The sequence below is a fragment of the Anaerofilum hominis genome (assembly GCF_014287275.1).
GTDB lineage: Bacteria > Bacillota > Clostridia > Oscillospirales > Ruminococcaceae > Pygmaiobacter > Pygmaiobacter hominis.
This window is the reverse complement of sequence record NZ_JACONZ010000005.1, coordinates 177,114-193,948: the sequence shown is the minus strand read 5'-3', so window position 1 is coordinate 193,948 and position 16,835 is coordinate 177,114. Positions and strand designations below refer to the sequence as shown.

The following is a 16,835-nucleotide window of genomic DNA, read 5'->3' as shown; positions in this document are numbered from 1 at the left end:
CGCTGCCGCGCAGCGCAAAAAATTTTGCCAAAGCGGAGGTAGCCCCTTGACATTCAAAATGTAATTGATATAATTACAGTTAGAAGTGAGCTTATTTCAGTTACAGTTTTGGAGGGACCCTTTCATGACCAGTGAATTCAGCGTGGCCGTCCACGCGCTCGTCTTTCTCAACCACAAGGGCGGCTATCTGCCCAGCGAACTGCTGGCCGACAACATCTGCACCAACCCGGCGCGGGTGCGCAAGATCATGGCCCAGCTGAAAAAAGCCGGGCTGGTGGAGACCCGCGAGGGCGCGGAGGGTGGCTACCGCTTTACCGGAGACCCGGCACGGACAACGCTGCTGCAGATCGGCGACGCGCTGGACGCCCGCTATGTCTGCAGCAATTGGCGCAGCGGCGACGTGGACAGGAACTGCCTGATCTGCTCGGGCATGGGGGCGATCCTGGACGGCATCTACGACGAGCTGAACCAGGCCTGCCGTGCGCAGCTGGCCGCGATCACCCTGGATGGGATCGACAAAAAAATCTTCGCCCCTGCGGCGGACCAACCTGGAAAAGAGGCCATCACATGAAAAAATTCGACGCGGTCATCATCGGCTTCGGCAAAGGCGGCAAAACGGTGGCGCTGGCCGAGCGCTCGGACAAAATGTACGGCGGCACCTGCATCAACGTCGCCTGCATCCCCACCAAGGCGCTCGATCACAGCGCGGCCTTATCGGCGGCCATGGGCGGCAGCTTCGGTGAAAAGGCGGCCCGTTACCGGGCGGCGATCGAAGAGAAGCGGGCCCTCACCGCCAAGCTGCGGCAAAAGAATTACGACAAACTGGCGTCCCAGCCGCAAATTACGGTGCTGCAGGGGACGGCGCAGTTCACCGGCCCTCACACCGTGTCGGTCTCCGGCCCGCAGGGCGTGGTGGAGCTGTGGGGCGACACCATCTTCATCAATACCGGCGCGCGCCCGTTCGTGCCGCCCATCCCCGGCCTTGCAGGCAACCCCCGCGTCTATCTCAGCGAGACCCTGATGGAGCTGGAACAGCTGCCCCGGCGCCTGGTCATCATCGGAGGCGGGTATATCGGCATGGAGTTCGCCTCCATCTGGGCCAACTTCGGCTCACAGGTGACCATTGTGCAGGACGGCGAAGCCTTTTTGCCGCGGGAGGACGCGGAGATCGCCGCCGCCGTGCTGGAAAGCCTGCGCGCACGGGGGGTGACCGTGCTGCGCGGCGCGGAGATCCACGCCGTGCGCGGGGGCGGGGACACCGCCCTGATCGACCTGACGGCGAGCGGCGAGGCCCGGACGCTGGAGGCCGAGGCCGTGCTCGTGGCCACCGGGCGGCGGCCCGAGCTGGAGGGGCTGCACCCGGAGGCGGCCGGGGTGGAACTCACCGCCCGCGGCGCGGTAAAGGTGGACGCCCACCTGCGCACCACGGCGCCCCATATCTTCGCCCTGGGGGATGTGGCCGGCGGGCTGCAGTTCACCTATATCTCGCTGGACGACGCGCGCATCGTGCGCTCCGCTCTGCTGGGGGACGGCAGCCGCACCACGGAAAACCGGGGCGCGGTGCCCTACAGCGTCTTTCTGGACCCGCCTTTCTCCCGCGTGGGCCTGACCGAACAGGAGGCCCGGGACGCGGGTCATGAGGTAAAGGTCGCGCGGCTGCAGGCCGCCGCCATCCCCAAAGCCCAGATCCTGCGGCAGCCGGCGGGCCTTTTGAAGGCGGTGATCGACGCCGACAGCAGCTGTGTGCTGGGCGCCCATCTGTTCTGCGCCGAGTCCCATGAGCTGATCAACCTGCTCAAGCTGGCTGTGGATCAAAAGATTCCCTACACGGCGCTGCGGGACGCGGTGTACACCCACCCCACCATGTCCGAGGCGCTGAACGATCTGTTCGCTTCGGTGCACTGAGACCCGCGGCGGCAGACCGGCCGCCGGATCCGGCCCCGCGTTTTTCAGATTTTTTCTTCCCCGGCTGCGGCGGCGGAGAGCGGCGTTTTCCAGACGGGGCCCGCGCACCCAGTGGGGGAGGACGCAGCCATCCTGCGCACAGCGGTTTGCTCCCGCACACAGGACCGGGGCCGATGGCCAGACGCAAACGGGCCGCAGCAGCGTCCCGCACGCCGCTGCGCTTCGCCTGCAGGACGCCCTGTCCCGCGCCCGGATCTCGTCGCCGGAAGCGGGGCCCAGCCCCGGCCCCCGGTCAAAAAAATGCGCGCTCAGACCGGCCGACGGGCGGCGGCCTGCCCGCTTTTACGCCCGGCGGCCCGAGCCGCTTTTATCGGCGGCAACACATCTTTCAGGAGGTTTTCCATGGGCTTTACCGTTGAGGCCGGCATCCCGGCCGCCACCGTTTTTCTTCAGGGCATCCTGAGCTTTTTCTCCCCCTGCGTGCTGCCGCTGGTGCCGCTGTATATCGGCTATCTGGCGGGCGGCGCAAAAACCGTCGCCCCGGACGGCACCATCCGCTACGGGCGCAAAAAGGTGCTGCTCAACACCCTGTTTTTTGTGCTGGGGGTGAGCTTTGCCTTTTTTGCGCTGGGGCTCGGCTTTACCGCCGCCGGGCGGTTCTTCAGCGGCAACCGCACCCTTTTCGCCAGGGTGGGCGGCATCCTGGTGGTGCTGTTCGGCCTCTATCAGCTGGGGGTGTTCGGCGGCTCGGGCGCCCTGTCCCGCGAGCACCGGCTGCCTTTCCGGCTGGACCGCTTTGCCATGAACCCGCTGGTCGCGCTGGTGCTGGGCTTTACTTTCAGCTTTGCCTGGACCCCCTGTGTGGGGCCCGCGCTGGCCAGCGTGCTGCTGATGGCCTCGTCGGCGCAGAGCGCCTCGCTGGGGTTTGTGCTCATCGGCGTGTACACGCTGGGGTTTGTTCTGCCGTTTCTCGCCGTGGGGCTGTTCACCGGCTCTCTGCTGGACTTTTTCAGGAAGCACCAGAAAGTGGTGCGCTACACCGTCAAGGCAGGGGGCGTGCTTTTGGTGCTGATGGGCGTGATGATGTTCACAGGCTGGATGAACGGCGTCACCGGCTATCTGTCCGGGCTGGGAGGCGCAGGCGCTGCGCCCTCTTCCACGGCATCCTCTGCGCCGCAGCGCACCCCGGACCCCACATCGGATGCGGGGCAGGACTCCTCCGGGGCGTCCTCCTCCCCGCAGTCAGAGGCGATCGCCGCGCCGGACTTTACCCTGGTGGACCAGTTCGGCGAGAGCCACACCCTGTCCGACTACAAGGGCAAGGTGGTGTTCCTCAACTTTTGGGCCACCTGGTGCGGCCCCTGCCAGCAGGAGATGCCGGACATCCAGGCGCTGTATGAGGAATCCGGCGAAAACGCGGGCGACTTGGTCGTCCTGGGGGTGGCAAACCCCAAATCGGACGATCACCCGGCCGCGGTGGATGTGACGCAGGACAAGGTGCAGGCCTTTCTCTCCGACCACGGCTACAGCTACCCGGTGGTGATGGACCTCACCGGCGACCTCTTCGCCGCCTACGGTATCTCCGCCTACCCGACCACCTTTATGATCGACGCCGAGGGCAATCTTTTCGGCTATGCGCAGGGCAGCCTGACCCGCCAGATCATGGACGACATCGTGCAGCAGACCATGAGCGGGAAGCGCCGCTGACCGCAGGCCGCACAGGGCCGCCGGAGCTTGGCCGGATCCGAATAAGGAAACATGACCGCAAAGGGGGCAATTGGGGCGCATTGCGGGGTCGGCCCTTAACGCAGCCGACGCTGATGGAAAGCGACCGGCCCGGCAAGCCCGGCAAAGCCGGGCTTTGCAAAAACATGGCAAAACGCTTTTGAAACCACCTTGCCAGCCATACAGGATGCCTGCAGTGGTTTGCCTTGCACTGCATCTCCAATTGGTGCCTTTGCGGCGCTGCGCGGTCGAGCCCCACGATTTTGGATGCAGCGTGGGCGAAAACCAAGGGCGCGATCCTGTATGGATTGCCCCGCGGGTTTGAACCTGCCCTGCGCCAAAATCGTATGGCTCGACTCTTGTTTCCTTGTCCGGATCCGGCTTTTCAACGATCCTCCTTATTTCTGCAGCAAAAAGCGCTTTGCTTTTGCTCTGCGCCGCGGTAAAATAAAAGCTGCGGCGGCGCGCAAAGGCCCCTTGACCCCCGGGTGGGCACGGGGGGGCCGCCCCGGCGCATCCCACAAAAAACAAAGGAGTGTTTTCATGGTCAGCAAAAAGAAGTTCAACACCATCAGCGAGCTGCAGAAAGTGCAGTTCCTCGCTACCCAGTGCCCGTCCGAGGTGGGTCTGCACTCTGAGGACGGCGAGACCATCATCGACGCCAAAAGCTATATCGGCATGTACGCCCTCGACTTTGACCGCCCTATCCTGGTGGTCAGTGAGGACGAGGATTTTCACAAAAAGATCGGGGAGATCGGCGAGAACCTGCCCCTCGATGACTGAGTTTTTTCTGCGGCAGAGGCCCCCTGGGGCCTCTGCTTTTTTATTTCGATTCGCCGCAGCCTGTGGACAGGCCGCATGGCTACTAAAAAATAGCCTTGCGGCTATTTTTTATTGCTTTGCAATAAAAAACAATTTATTTTGATGGCCGCGCCCTCGCCGCTTGCGCGGCAACCGGGCGCATGGCCGAAAAAATAGCCTTCGGCTATTTTTTATTGCTTTGCAATAAAAAACAACTTATCTTGATGGCCGCGCCCTCGCTGCTTGCGCGGCAACCGGGCGCATGGCCAAAAAAATAGCCTGCGGCTATTTTTTATTTCACGCAGGGGCCGCCGCGGGGCGAAAAGGGAAAAGGGATCGCCGTGCCCGGCCGGTCCAACGCCGCTCCGTCTGAAAAACCGTCCCAACACAAACCGCTTTGCCCCCCGGCACAGGGCCGGGGCGGCCGCGCCCGCGGGAGGGCACCTGGGCCAGCGGCGAGTGCGTCCGCAGCAGCAGGGCCGAAAAAATTTTCCAGCATCTTGAAAACCTCCGCTGCCCCAAAACACGCCGCAGCCAACACGGGGCCCGCCGCCCCGGTCAAAAACCGAAAAATGCTTTCAGAAACACAAAACCTGCGCATAAAAAATCAGCCGCCCGGATATCCAGGCACGGCGCGGGAAGAGGTGAGAGAAGAGACAGGGGAGAGCGGCGTGGGGAGCGGCGCGGAGAGAGGCGCGGAGAGAGGCGCGGAGAATGGCGCGGAGAATGGCGCGGAGAATGACGCGGAGAATGACGCGGAGGGCGACACGGTCTTGCCCGGGCGGCTGTCTTTATTCCGGCCGGCTGCTTTTGCGCGCCCCCGTCCCTCCGGCGCGCCCGTGCCGCCTCCGTGATCTCCTCTGCAGCATTCTTTCCAGACCTGTGGCCCTTATATCCGCCGCTTTCCGCTGCGGCTGCAGCAAGCGCCGCCTGCCGCGAAATCGGTCTTTTGTCCCGCCGCTCAAAAGACGCCCGGGGGTGTCCTGCCCGCCGAAGCCCGCCCCGGGCACAGGAAGCAAACGCTTTGGAGAGACAAACGCTTTTAGGGCCTGCCCGCGGCCCTCTCTGCGGCAGCACAGAACCCTGTGTGCGGCAGGAAAGGGCTTTCGCAGATCTCCCCGCTTTTTTGCGCCAAAACGCGCCGTTTTCCTCCCCACGCGCCCCTTGGCTCTCCCTGCGCCGGGGCCGGGGCCGCGGCGCGCCTGCAGAGCTGTCCACCCGCGCATTTTTAAGAAACTTTTAGGTATTTCTGTCCCGCTTTCTTAAGACCTGTGGAGTATTGTAGAAAAAACTTCAGAGGCGGCGGGGCGGAAAAGATCTTCCCCGCGCGGACCGCGGCAGTTCCCCACATCCCCCCGCTGCCGCTCCACACGCCCTTTCAGGAAAGGAAATGGCCTGAAAATGAGAGATCTGATCCTAAAAGTCTACGGTCTTTTTACCGTGGCTGCGCCCGCCGCAGCCGTCTATTGCCTGCTGCGGCGGCGCGTCCCCTCTGCGTCCCGGGGGGCCGCCTACCCGCTGCTCATCGCCCTGTTCACTTTCTATATCGCTGCGGTCTTTCACGTCACCGGGGCGGGCACCCTGTCCGACCTGCTGCGCTTCGGCCTCGAGCTGCGCCCCAGCCAGCTCAACCTGACCTTTTTTGCCTCGCCCCCGTCCTCGCTGGGCTACCGGCTGAACGTCCTGCTCTTTCTTCCTCTGGGCCTGCTGCTGCCTGTGATCTGGCCCCGCCTGCGGCGCTGGTGGGCGGCGGGCCTTGCCGGGCTGGCGTTCTCCCTGCTGATCGAGGGCAGCCAGCTGCTGAACGACCGGGTGACCGACCTGGACGATCTGACCGCCAACCTGCTCGGCGCGCTGCTGGGCTATGCCGCCTGGCGGCTGGCCGCACTGGTATGTCCCCGCCTGTGCGTCCCCGGGCGGCGCGCAGCCGGGGAGCCGCTGTTTTATGTGGGCGCGATGTTCCTGGGCCGGTTTCTGCTGTTCGATGAATTCCATCTCGCCAAGCTGCTTTACGGGTTTTGAACGCCGCGTGCGGCGCGGCGCAGGGAACTGTTTTTCGTGCAGCGAGCGGCGGGCGGGCACGTCTTTCGGCCCCCGCCAAAGGGGGTGCGGGAAACGGGGCCTGAAAACAAGGCCCTGCTTTTGACAGCACTTTTTCTGCAAAGCAGGGATAAATGGCCACAGCGAGGGGGGCGGCTGTTTTGGGGCTGTTCTCCCGGCCGCTGCACAGCGGCGAGGGCGCGGTCCTTGAGATCACTTGTTTATTTGCGGCGCAGGGCCCCCCACAGCCGCAGGCGGATTGCTTCCTCGTCCTGCAGCCTGTCCTCCGGCCGCGGCGAATACAAATAGTCCTTTTTGATTTATCTTAAATAAAAAAACAGCCTCTGTTTTCCAGAGGCTGTTTTTTGGGCTGCTCGTCCGGCTGCCGCATGGCGCCCACACTATGGCAGGCGCCGGTCTCCCCATCGGGCCGCGGCGCGCAGCGGCCGGAGAGCCGCTTTCAGCGCTTTGCCGCACACAGCGCTGAAAATTTGTCCCGGCGGGCGTGTTCCGGTCCCCGGCAGGGCGGCCGGGGCGCAGCGCCAAACCGCTTTCCGCCGTTTTTTCTGCCGCGGACGCTGCGGGGGCGTGCCGCCTTTCCCCTCCGGGAAAGCGTTCTGCCCGCGGCAGCCGGCCCTACTGCTGCGCCGACGCGTCGTCGCGCAGGCCCCGCAGACTGGCGGGGTCCTTGCGGTAGAGCTTTTCGATCTCCTTGCTGTAGCCCAGCAGCACGTCCGGGTTGGCCTCGTTCAGCACCTGCATCGCGCGGCCGGCCTGCTCCCCATCCGCCACGCGCACGGCGCGGCTCTTTTTATCTGCGGTCCAGAGCATCAGGTCGTCGAACTCGCCTGTCTTGAAGCCGTTGCGGCGGCGGGTGGTGTGCCGGCAGTAGGCCCAGACGATATCCCGGGTGGCCAGGCCGCAGGTCCGGGCCCCGTCCTGCCAGATCACCCAGTCCCCGCCGATGTGCAGCGGCCCGACCGGCTCGATGTTTTCATAAAACTGCTCCATGCGCTCAGCGGCGACCTCTGCGCCCTCCGGCGCAGCTGCGCACAGCTTGCGCAAATCGCTCTGATACCCGCCGGTGGCCGCGCGCACGATGCGGTAGATCGCCCAGATCAGCGCGGCCGCAGCCAGCGCTGTAAAGCCCCAGGTGGCGTCCGCATGGCTCTTGCCCAGAAAATCCGCTTTCAAGTAGTAGGGCAGAAACAGCGCCTGCTGCTCCGCGCTCATCTGGTCCCAGCCCACGGTCTCGCGGTAAAACCGCAGCGATTCCTCATCCATGGGCAGAACGGTGCCGCGCACATGGATCACCGTGCTGGTGCCCTGAGTATCTCCGTTCAGATAGTCCCAGCTCTCCTGCAGCAGATCCTGCGCCGCGGACAGATCCTTGCTGGTGAGCACCAGACCCATATAAGAGGTCTGGTTGGCGTCGATGATATACTCCCTGCTGACCGTGCGGCCCGGCCCGCCGGAAGACGACCGCGTCGTCTCGGCATAGGTGTCGTACATCCCGTAAATGTCCGCCTCCACATAAGCGCCGCTGAGTTGTTCCTGCGACAGGCTGTACAGATCTTTCGGGCCCCCGATCGCCTTGAAAGCGCCAAAACCGGTCGCCGCCAGCAGCCCCACCGCCGCCGCCAGCAGCAGGACCGTAAAGACGATCGACTTTTTTAAACTCTGCCTTTTCAGTTTTTCAAACATAAGCTCCTCCTTTTGTTCCCACAAAACCTTTGTATCACGCCGGTCCCGCTGACAAAAGTAACCGTCAGTACCGCCTGCATGCTGCGTAAAGTCACGTCCCCCATGCAAAAAAGCAGACGGGCTTTTGCCCGTCCGCCCCAAAAAGCGCCGCCGCAAAAAAGTTTTTCCGCGCCCGCGCGTCATGGTCGTCTCTTCTTTTTTGTCCGCTCAGGCCGCAGGCTCCTCCGCCCGCTGCCGGTCCAGACGCAGGTTGCGCGCGTAAAGCACCAGCTCGGTGAGCAGCATGCACAGATTGAGCACATAGAAGAAAAACACATAGGTGATGTTGCCCGCCAGCAGTTTCGCGCTGATGCCGCAGACATATCCCACTGTGATCAGGATCAGAAAGGCGAGGCTTTTGCCCCGGGTGGTGCGGGCGAGATACGCCTTGCGGATCGAGATCGGCCAGGAAAGGCCGAAACAGATGACCATTGCCGCTTCGAGAATTTCGGACATGTTTCATTTCCTCCTCTTTTGCTCCCCTGCCGGGCAGGACCCGCCTTTCGGCCGCCCGCGCCTGCAAAACCGCCGCTGGGCTGCCGGGCCCGGCCCCGGGGCCATATCGCTTTTCATTATAACCTCACAGCGCGCAAAAGTCCACAAGAAAGGACCAACGTCCCTGTTGTAGATAAGTGTTGCTAATAAAAACTGCGTCAGTTTCACCAAACAGCCTTGAGAGGAACCGTTTCCTATGATAGAATGCAAAAAAGAGCAGGTCGTATTAGGCGGAGAAGATGTACCAGAGATCATTTATATTGCACGCAGGAGAGAAAGAGCATGAAAAAGCTAATTAAAAAATTGATGTTGGCCACAGCGATTCTGTTTTTTATCATAGCCATGATAATGCTAATCAAATGCCCTTTCATTAATACCATTAATCTACCGATGCTCTTTAGTTCAATAGCTTTAAGTAGCTTGTTTTTAGGATTATATCGCATCATTGATTTGTTGGAAAGCAAGCAGTAAGGAAAATGAGCATAATCTTTGCTACGCCTTATTGGTATAAAGCGGCAAAAATTGGAAACTCCCTGCACCGAAGAAGTGCAGGGAGTTTTTTGGCTATTGCGATAAAGACGGGTTTGCCATGCCTAAAAGCAACACTTATCTACAACAGGGAGGGACCAACCCCCGGCCGTCCCACAGCGCGCCGGGCGGCAAAAAGCCGCGGGGACAAGCCCCGCGGCTTTGTATTCAGGCTTTTTTCTGGTCCACCGGCAGCCCGCAGGGATGCGCGGGCGCGGTGTCCAGAGCGCTCTGCCGCTTCACGATCTCATAAAAACGGTAGCCGCCCGAAAGATTGTAACAGGTAAACCCATTCTGGCTGAGGATGCGGCAGGCGATATAGCTGCGCAGGCCGCTTTGGCAGTTGACATAGACCGGCTTTGCGGGATCCAGCTCAGACAGGCGCTGCCGCAGGCTGTCCAGCGGGATGTGCACCGTGCCCTCGATGTGCCCGGCCCCGTACTCCGCGTCGGTGCGGGTGTCCAGCAGGGTGACGCTGCCGTCCCGGGGCAGGGCGTCCACCTGGTCCCAATGGAACTGGCGCACCGTGCCGGTGAGCAGGTTTTCGATGACATAGCCCGCCATATTCACCGGGTCCTTGGCCGAGGAGTAGGGCGGCGCATACGCCAGCTCCAGCTCGGTGAGGTCGGGCCCGGTCAGACCGCCGCGGATGGCCGCGGCAAGCACGTCGATGCGCTTGTCGACCCCCTCTGCGCCCACGATCTGCGCGCCCAGCAGCCGCCCGGTGTCGGATGCGAACAGCACCTTGACCGTCATATTGACCGCGCCCGGATAATAGGAGGCATGGTTGGCCGAGAAGGTGACCACCTTGTCAAAAGCGATGCCCGCCGCTTTTGCCGCCGCCTCGTTGAGGCCGGTGGAGGCCGCGGTCAGATCAAACAGCTTGAGCACACTGGTGCCCTGCACGCCGGAAAAGCGGCTCGGCCTGCCGCAGATGTTGTCAGCCGCGATGCGGGCCTGCTTGTTGGCGGGCCCCGCCAGGGGCAGCAGCGCGGGTGCGCCGGTAATGAGGTTTTTCACCTGTACCGCGTCCCCCACCGCGTAGATGTCCGGGTCGGAGGTGCGCATCTGCTCATCCACCGCGATGGACTTGCGGGCGCCCAGCGCCAGCCCCGCCTCTTCCGCCAGACGGGTGTCGGGCGACACGCCGATGGCCAGCAGCACCAGGTCTGCCTCCAGCGCCTCGCCCCCCTCCAGCAGGGTACGCACGCCGCCGCCGCAGTCCTCAAAGTCCGCCACCGCGGTCTCCAGGCGCAGCGTCACCCCTTTATCCCGCAGGTGGGCGTGCAGCAGAGCGGCCATGTCCCGGTCCAGCGGCGCGAGCACCTGGTCCAACCGCTCCACCAGCGTGACCGACAGCCCCGCGCGGGTCAGGTTCTCCGCCATCTCCAGGCCGATAAAACCGCCGCCCACCACCACGGCGCGGGCGGGCCGCTGCTCCTCGATAAAGCCGCGCAGGGCAAAGGTGTCCTCCACCGTGCGCAGCGTAAAGATGCGCCCGCCGTCGATGCCGGGCAGCGGCGGCCTCACCGGCCGTGCGCCGGGGGCAAGGATCAGCTTGTCATAGCTCTCTGTATATTCCGAGCCGTCGTCCAGCCGGCGCACCCGCACCTGCTTTGCCGCCCGGTCGATGGAAAGCGCCTCCTGACGCACCCGCGCCTCGACGCGGAACCGGCCGGCAAAGCTTTCCGGCGTCTGCAGGGTCAGCTTTTTGCGGTCGGTGATCTCCCCGCCCACATAATAGGGCAGGCCGCAGTTGGCGTAAGAGACATAGCCGCTGCGCTCCAGCATCACGATCTGCGCCTCTTCGTCCAGCCTGCGCAGCCGCGCAGCTGCGGTGGCGCCGCCCGCGACGCCGCCGATGATGAGTACTTTCATCCGCTTTTCCTCCTTTTTTCAGCCCCGGCCTGCGCAGCCGTGCCGATCCTGGCCGCAGCCGCCCTCATGGCCATGGCAGCCGCTTTCCTGTCCGTGACAGCCGCCCTCATGCCCGTGTTCATGCCCGGCGCACTTTGCGGCCGGGTCATAGGACAGGCTGCCCGCAGCCAGCGCCGCTGCCGCGGCGTCCGCGCTGCCGGTGACCCCGGGATACAGGGCGATGCCCGCCGCTGCCAGCGCGTCCCGCGCGCCGCCGCCGATGCCGCCGCAGATCAGCGCCTCTACCCCCTGCGCCTGCAAAAAGCCGGCCAGCGCGCCGTGGCCGCTGCCCGCCGTGGGCACCACCCGCGCGGAGACGATCCTGCCGTCCTGCGCCTCGTAAAGCTTGAATTCCGCCGTGTGGCCAAAATGGCCAAAGACGTTCCCGTTTTCATGTGTGACCGCGATCTTCATGATGACAACAACCTCTCTTCTGTTTTTTGCAGCCGTCCCCTGCGGCGGGGCCGGCTTCCTGCACCGCTGCAGCGCAGCGCCGCCGCGCGCACCCGCCCCCGGCACAGCCGCTGCCGCAGCACCCTTCCGCGCGGGAGCAGAGGACAAACTCCCCGCCCCGCACCTCGAGCCCGCGCCCGCGCACCAGCGCCTCGGCCAGCTTGCGCCGCGCCCTGTCGTACACCGCCTGCACCGTGGTGCGCGCCACCCCCATCTGGGCCGCGCACTCCTCCTGGGTGCATCCCAGCAGGTCGATCAGCCGCACCGCCTCGTATTCGTCCACCGCCATCTCCACCGGCGGCCCGCCGTCGCCCTGGCCCAGCGGGGAAAATCCCGCTTCCCGCGGCAGGGCGCAGACCCGGCGGCATTTTTTAGGCCTCGGCATCCCGGACGCCTCCCCTCGCTGTGGCCTGTAGCTTTATCCTAGCATCGTTTTTGACATATGTCAATTATCTTTTTATGAATTTTCTTTTCGCTGGCGCGGTGATAGCCCGGGGGAGCGGCCGCCGAAAAAAGCGGCCGCTCCGCGCTTTCCCGGAACGGGAGAGGAGGGACACGGGCGCGCTGAAGCGCAGGTGCAGGCACACGGGGCGCTCACACCGACGCACCGGGGTCAGGCATGGGCAGTGGGGAATAGGAAGAGACGCATCGGCGCAGACGTGGGCACACTGGACATTGACTCGGGTCCCTTAGTACAGCCGCGGACGCATCAGCGCAAGCACGAACGCACTGGATAGGGGCACACCGGGCACAGACACGGGTATGGACATGGATGCACTGGCGGCACGGGCACAATGGCCACAGGTACAGGCGCGCCGGGGGACAGGGACGGCCTGGTGCAGACACGAACATGCCGGGCGCAGACATGGACACTCTGCATAGGCACAGGCACGTACCGGGTACAGGATTCAGGCGCGCTGGGGCGCAGGCATGCACACCGGCCTTGACACGAGCGTGCCGGGCATAAAGCACAGACGCGGGCGGGCTGAGCGCTGACACAGGCACCCTAGTTCAGATACGGGCCACCGCCCCAAACATTGGCACGCCCGACGCGGATGCGGATGCACTGGCATACCGAGTACAGACACATCAGGTGCGGACACGGCGACACAGACGCGCCGTACACCCACATCCCGCCACAGGTACAGACACGAATGCGCTGGGTGCCGGCACAGGCACGCACCGGGCACAGATATGGGCGGCGCTGGGGCGCGGGCATGGGACACCGGCCTTGACACGCGCGTGCCGGACGTAAGGCGCGGACGCGGGCACGCTGGGCGCGGACACAGGTACTCTAGTCCAGACACGGGTCTGCCGCCCCAAGCATGGGCACGCCGGATGCTGATGCGGACACACTGGATATGGGCAATGGGCACACCGGATTTAAAACACGAATACGCCGAGCGCAGGCGCAGGCAGGTGCGGGCAGGGAAAGGCCGGGCGAGGTTTCCTCCCCGCACGCCGCCGCGGACCTGACGCCGGTCCCCGCTTCAAAGAGCCGCCAACCCGATCGTATGCGCGCGCAGCGGTGCTGAGAACACCGCTTCATCCCGATCGGGAAGCGGGCTGATGAGCCGATCATCTGTGCGCGCGGCGGTGCTGAGAACCGGCCGCCGTGCTTCGCCTGAGGACGCCGCCCATGCGCCGCCGCTTTTCCGGCCCCGGTCCGCGGCTGCCGGCCGGCGCGGCGCGGACGCGCTCTTTCCGCTGGGGGGCCGCGGCCGTCGCCGGGCGGGCAGGGGGCGGTCCCCACGGCGGCCGCAGACGCGCTTCCCCGGCGGCCTCGAGCGATCAGAAAAGGCGGGCCGGTACAAAAGCACCGGCCCGCCCTGCAAAATTTTTCAGATCGGCGCCTGCGGCAAAGCCGCCGCGTCTTTTTTCCGTGCGCTTACTGCCCGTTCCGGGCCGCGTCGATATACCGCTTGATCGCGGCCACGTCGCTGTACTTTTCTACCGCGTCCCCATTCTGGACCACCAGGGTGGGCGCCTGGCTGATCCCATAGGCGCGCGCCAGCTCTTCATTGCCCGCCTCGTCGGCCACGACCTTTTCAAACGACAGGTCCGCCGAGTCCAGCATCGCGCCCGCCACCTTGCACTTGGGGCAGGTAGAGGTGGTGAACAGCAGTACCCGGGCGCTGTTGCCCGCCGCCGGCTTCTGCGGCACAGTGACGGTATTGGAGGCGGGTTTGTGCCCCTCTTTCAGGTGAGAGTTGCCGATGTCGTAGACCTTGCGCTCCTTGAACTCCTGGGTCTTGCCGTCGTTCCAGTTCTGCACCGGGCGGTAATAGCCGGTAATGCGGCTGTAGACCTCGGTGCGGCCGCCGCACTCCGGGCAGGTGTACTGCTCGCCCGCCAGATAGCCGTGATGCTTGCAGATGGAATAGGTGGGCGACAGGGTGTAATAGGGCAGGGTATAGTTCTCGGCAATGGTGCGCACCAGGGTCGCGGCCGCTTTCCAGTCCGGCAGCTTTTCACCCAGAAATGCGTGGAACACCGTGCCCGAGGTGTAAAGGGTCTGCAGCTCGTCCTGCACGTCCAGCGCCTCAAAGATGTCCGCCGTATAGCCCACCGGCAGATGAGAGCTGTTGGTGTAGTAGGGTGCGCCGTCGCTGTCGCCCGCCGTGACGATGTCCGGATAGCGCGCCTTGTCGTGCTTGGCCAGCCGGTAGCTGGTGGACTCGGCAGGGGTGGCCTCCAGGTTGTACAGCTCGCCGTACTCCTCCTGATAATCGCTCAGGCGCTCGCGCATGTGGTTCAGCACGTCGCGGGCAAAGCGCTGGGTGTCGGCGTGGGTGAGGTCCTCTCCCAGCCATTTGGCGTTGAGGCCCGCCTCGTTCATGCCCAGCAGGCCGATGGTGGAAAAGTGGTTGTCGAACGAGCCCAGATACCGCTTGGTGTAGGGGTACAGGCCCTCGTTCAGCAGTTTGGTGATGACGGTGCGCTTGATGTGCAGCGAGCGGGCGGAGACGTCCATCAGCTTATCCAGCCGCTTGTAAAAATCCGCCTCGTCCTTGGCCAGATAGGCGATGCGGGGCAGGTTGATGGTGACCACGCCCACCGAACCGGTGCTCTCGCCGCTGCCGAAGAAGCCGCCGGACTTTTTGCGCAGCTCACGCAGGTCCAGCCGCAGGCGGCAGCACATGCTGCGCACGTCGCTGGGCTCCATGTCGCTGTTGATATAGTTGGAGAAATAGGGGGTGCCGTACTTGGCGGTCATCTCGAACAGCAGCCGGTTGTTCTCCGTGTCCGACCAGTCGAAATCCTTGGTGATGGAATAGGTGGGGATGGGGTATTGGAAGCCGCGCCCCTCTGCGTCGCCCTCGATCATGATCTCAATGAAAGCCTTGTTGACCATGTCCATCTCGGCCTTGCAGTCCTTGTACTTGAAGTCCATCGGCTTGCCGCCCACAATGGCGGGCTGCTCGGCCAGATCGGGCGGCACGGTCCAGTCCAGCGTGATGTTGGAGAAGGGGGCCTGGGTGCCCCAGCGGCTGGGGGTGTTGACGCCGTAGATAAAGGACTCGATGCACTTTTTGACCTCGTAATAGGTCAGATTGTCCACCTTGACAAAGGGGGCGAGATAAGTGTCGAAAGAGGAGAACGCCTGGGCGCCGGCCCACTCGTTCTGCATGATGCCCAAAAAGTTGACCATCTGGTTGCACAGGCTGGCCAGGTGCTTGGCAGGCGAAGAGGTGATCTTGCCGGGCACGCCGCCCAGGCCCTCTTCGATCAGCTGGCGCAGCGACCAGCCGGCGCAGTAGCCGGTCAGCATCGACAGGTCGTGCAGGTGGATGGCGGCGCTGCGGTGCGCCTCTGCGATCTCCTCGTCGTAGATCTCGCTGAGCCAGTAGTTTGCGGTGATGGCGCCGCTGTTGCTCAGGATCAGGCCGCCCACCGAATAGGTGACGGTGGAGTTTTCCTTGACGCGCCAGTCGCTGACGTTCAGGTAATCCCCCACCAGCTTTTTATAGTCCAGCAGGGAGGATTTGACGTTGCGCACCTTTTCGCGCTGCTTGCGGTAGAGGATATAGGCCTTGGCCACGTCCGCGTAGCCCGCCAGGCTGAGCACTTCCTCCACGCTGTCCTGAATGTCCTCCACCTGGATGCAGCCGTCCCGGATCTTGGGCTCAAAGTCAGAGGTGACCTTGAGCGCCAGCAGATCGATCACGCTGGGGTGGTACTGCTTTTCCAGCGCCTCGAACGCCTTGGTGATGGCCGCGCCGATCTTGCTGATGTCGAACTCCGCGAGGGTGCCGTCCCTCTTCACTACCTTATACATGTTCCTGCCTGCCTCGATTCTTTGAATTCTGCTCTCCGCCGGCCCGCTGTCCTGCCGCGGCGGGCGCCGCCCGGCCGGGCACAAAAAGAAAGACCTGCCGGGGCCTGCGGCGCCTTGGGGCGCGCGTGGAGAGTGCCTCCCTAAAAGGATAACACAGGGGTCCCTGCAAGTCAATATTTTGTGTGGCATATTTTTATTTATACTAGATATAGTTATACGCCGCGTATTTCTGCGGCCGGAATCAACGGCAGCAAAATCTGGCGGAACCGCTCCATCCGCTCTTTGGGCGCCGCGTGCAGCCCCTGGCCCACCAGGTTGCCGGAGTCCACAAAGCCCTGCAAAAAATAGCGCTTTGCGCCCGCCAGCCAGCGGCCGATGGACTCGAAATCCGCCTCGGTGTGCAGCTCGTCCACCACGGTGGTGCGAAACTCGTACTCCACCGCGCCCGAGAGCAAAAATGCGGCGCTGCGCAGCACCGGCGCCGGGTCAAAGCCGGGCAGGCCCACCGTGGGGCCGTAGCTCTCCGGCGCATTTTTGACGTCCATGGCCACATAGTCCACCAGCCCCTGCGCCGCCAGCGCCTGCAGGCGGTCGGGAAAGGTGCCGTTGGTGTCCAGCTTTACCGCATAGCCCAGATCTTTGATCTCGCGCAGCAGTTCCTCCACGCCGTCCGACACCAGCGGCTCGCCGCCGGTGACGCACACCCCCTGCAGAACGCCGCGCCGCTTTTTTAAAAAATCGATCAGCTCCCCGCGGCCGATGTCGGCCGACGGGCGGCCCGGCAGCACCAGGTCGGCGTTGTGACAGAACGGGCAGCGCAGATTGCAGCCGCCCAGAAAAACAGTACAGGCCAGGCGGCCGGGATAGTCGAGCAGGGTCAGTTTCTGCAGTCCTTCTATTTTCATGGCTCTTTCCTTTCCGGCGCGCAGCCGCGCCCCGCCGCCCCGGT

At 63.9% G+C, this 16,835-nt stretch carries 13 protein-coding genes; 6 read left to right on the top strand and 7 right to left on the bottom strand.

Annotated elements, in window-relative coordinates:
* The first annotated feature begins 124 nt into the window (after window positions 1-124).
* From H8S23_RS13015 to H8S23_RS12995, 5 genes are all read left to right on the top strand, one after another.
* The gene (locus H8S23_RS13015) at window positions 125-571 is read left to right on the top strand and encodes an RrF2 family transcriptional regulator (RefSeq protein ID WP_186888790.1); all 447 of its coding nucleotides are present in this window, start codon (window positions 125-127) and stop codon (window positions 569-571) included.
* Complete coding sequence (locus tag H8S23_RS13010; RefSeq protein ID WP_186888789.1) at window positions 568-1,905, top strand: FAD-dependent oxidoreductase; 1,338 nt, start codon at window positions 568-570, stop codon at window positions 1,903-1,905. Before H8S23_RS13015 ends, H8S23_RS13010 begins: the two co-directional genes overlap by 4 nt.
* Before the next feature lie 402 nt (window positions 1,906-2,307).
* Window positions 2,308-3,612: a redoxin domain-containing protein gene (locus H8S23_RS13005; RefSeq protein ID WP_186888788.1), complete on the top strand. Its 1,305-nt coding sequence runs from the start codon at window positions 2,308-2,310 to the stop codon at window positions 3,610-3,612.
* Between the two features lie 561 nt (window positions 3,613-4,173).
* On the top strand, window positions 4,174-4,413 hold the full coding sequence (locus H8S23_RS13000) for a hypothetical protein (RefSeq protein ID WP_186888787.1): 240 nt from the start codon (window positions 4,174-4,176) through the stop codon (window positions 4,411-4,413).
* Window positions 4,414-5,832: 1,419 nt separating this feature from the next.
* Window positions 5,833-6,453 carry a VanZ family protein gene (locus H8S23_RS12995; protein WP_186888786.1) on the top strand — a complete coding sequence of 207 codons (621 nt, stop codon included), beginning with the start codon at window positions 5,833-5,835 and terminating at the stop codon, window positions 6,451-6,453.
* Between the two features lie 654 nt (window positions 6,454-7,107).
* On the opposite strand, the gene H8S23_RS12990 is transcribed toward H8S23_RS12995, so the two are convergent.
* Together H8S23_RS12990 and H8S23_RS12985 are read right to left on the bottom strand one after the other, a co-directional pair.
* Window positions 7,108-8,175, bottom strand: a complete 1,068-nt coding sequence (locus H8S23_RS12990; protein ID WP_186888785.1) for a DUF6709 family protein — start codon at window positions 8,173-8,175, stop codon at window positions 7,108-7,110.
* A 207-nt stretch (window positions 8,176-8,382) separates the two neighbouring features.
* Window positions 8,383-8,670: a hypothetical protein gene (locus H8S23_RS12985; protein ID WP_186888784.1), complete on the bottom strand. Its 288-nt coding sequence runs from the start codon at window positions 8,668-8,670 to the stop codon at window positions 8,383-8,385.
* 321 nt (window positions 8,671-8,991) lie between these two features.
* On the opposite strand from H8S23_RS12985, the gene H8S23_RS12980 reads away from it, so the two are divergent.
* Window positions 8,992-9,180: a hypothetical protein gene (locus H8S23_RS12980; RefSeq protein ID WP_186888783.1), complete on the top strand. Its 189-nt coding sequence runs from the start codon at window positions 8,992-8,994 to the stop codon at window positions 9,178-9,180.
* 225 nt (window positions 9,181-9,405) lie between these two features.
* Here the strand turns inward: H8S23_RS12980 and H8S23_RS12975 are convergent, their stop codons facing one another.
* From H8S23_RS12975 to H8S23_RS12955, 5 genes are all read right to left on the bottom strand, one after another.
* Window positions 9,406-11,115, bottom strand: coding sequence for an FAD-dependent oxidoreductase (locus tag H8S23_RS12975; protein ID WP_186888782.1), 1,710 nt, complete (start codon window positions 11,113-11,115; stop codon window positions 9,406-9,408).
* A gap of 18 nt (window positions 11,116-11,133) precedes the next feature.
* Window positions 11,134-11,568: a NifB/NifX family molybdenum-iron cluster-binding protein gene (locus tag H8S23_RS12970; protein WP_186888781.1), complete on the bottom strand. Its 435-nt coding sequence runs from the start codon at window positions 11,566-11,568 to the stop codon at window positions 11,134-11,136.
* Window positions 11,546-11,992 carry a DUF134 domain-containing protein gene (locus H8S23_RS12965; RefSeq protein WP_186888780.1) on the bottom strand — a complete coding sequence of 149 codons (447 nt, stop codon included), beginning with the start codon at window positions 11,990-11,992 and terminating at the stop codon, window positions 11,546-11,548. The genes H8S23_RS12970 and H8S23_RS12965 overlap by 23 nt, the downstream gene beginning before the upstream one ends.
* Before the next feature lie 1,503 nt (window positions 11,993-13,495).
* The gene (locus H8S23_RS12960; protein ID WP_186888779.1) at window positions 13,496-15,886 is read right to left on the bottom strand and encodes a ribonucleoside triphosphate reductase; all 2,391 of its coding nucleotides are present in this window, start codon (window positions 15,884-15,886) and stop codon (window positions 13,496-13,498) included.
* Between the two features lie 212 nt (window positions 15,887-16,098).
* Window positions 16,099-16,791 (bottom strand): anaerobic ribonucleoside-triphosphate reductase activating protein, encoded by a 693-nt coding sequence (locus H8S23_RS12955; protein WP_186888778.1) that lies wholly within the window; start codon window positions 16,789-16,791, stop codon window positions 16,099-16,101.
* Between the last annotated feature and the right edge of the window lie 44 nt (window positions 16,792-16,835).

Bases quoted from the DNA above. Each gene is read 5' to 3' on its own strand.
- H8S23_RS13015 (WP_186888790.1), top strand. From the start codon at position 125: ATGACCAGTGAATTCAGCGTGGCCGTCCACGCGCTCGTCTTTCTCAAC.
- H8S23_RS13010 (WP_186888789.1), top strand. From the start codon at position 568: ATGAAAAAATTCGACGCGGTCATCATCGGCTTCGGCAAAGGCGGCAAA.
- H8S23_RS13005 (WP_186888788.1), top strand. From the start codon at position 2,308: ATGGGCTTTACCGTTGAGGCCGGCATCCCGGCCGCCACCGTTTTTCTT.
- H8S23_RS13000 (WP_186888787.1), top strand. From the start codon at position 4,174: ATGGTCAGCAAAAAGAAGTTCAACACCATCAGCGAGCTGCAGAAAGTG.
- H8S23_RS12995 (WP_186888786.1), top strand. From the start codon at position 5,833: ATGAGAGATCTGATCCTAAAAGTCTACGGTCTTTTTACCGTGGCTGCG.
- H8S23_RS12990 (WP_186888785.1), bottom strand. From the start codon at position 8,175: ATGTTTGAAAAACTGAAAAGGCAGAGTTTAAAAAAGTCGATCGTCTTT.
- H8S23_RS12985 (WP_186888784.1), bottom strand. From the start codon at position 8,670: ATGTCCGAAATTCTCGAAGCGGCAATGGTCATCTGTTTCGGCCTTTCC.
- H8S23_RS12980 (WP_186888783.1), top strand. From the start codon at position 8,992: ATGAAAAAGCTAATTAAAAAATTGATGTTGGCCACAGCGATTCTGTTT.
- H8S23_RS12975 (WP_186888782.1), bottom strand. From the start codon at position 11,115: ATGAAAGTACTCATCATCGGCGGCGTCGCGGGCGGCGCCACCGCAGCT.
- H8S23_RS12970 (WP_186888781.1), bottom strand. From the start codon at position 11,568: ATGAAGATCGCGGTCACACATGAAAACGGGAACGTCTTTGGCCATTTT.
- H8S23_RS12965 (WP_186888780.1), bottom strand. From the start codon at position 11,992: ATGCCGAGGCCTAAAAAATGCCGCCGGGTCTGCGCCCTGCCGCGGGAA.
- H8S23_RS12960 (WP_186888779.1), bottom strand. From the start codon at position 15,886: ATGTATAAGGTAGTGAAGAGGGACGGCACCCTCGCGGAGTTCGACATC.
- H8S23_RS12955 (WP_186888778.1), bottom strand. From the start codon at position 16,791: ATGAAAATAGAAGGACTGCAGAAACTGACCCTGCTCGACTATCCCGGC.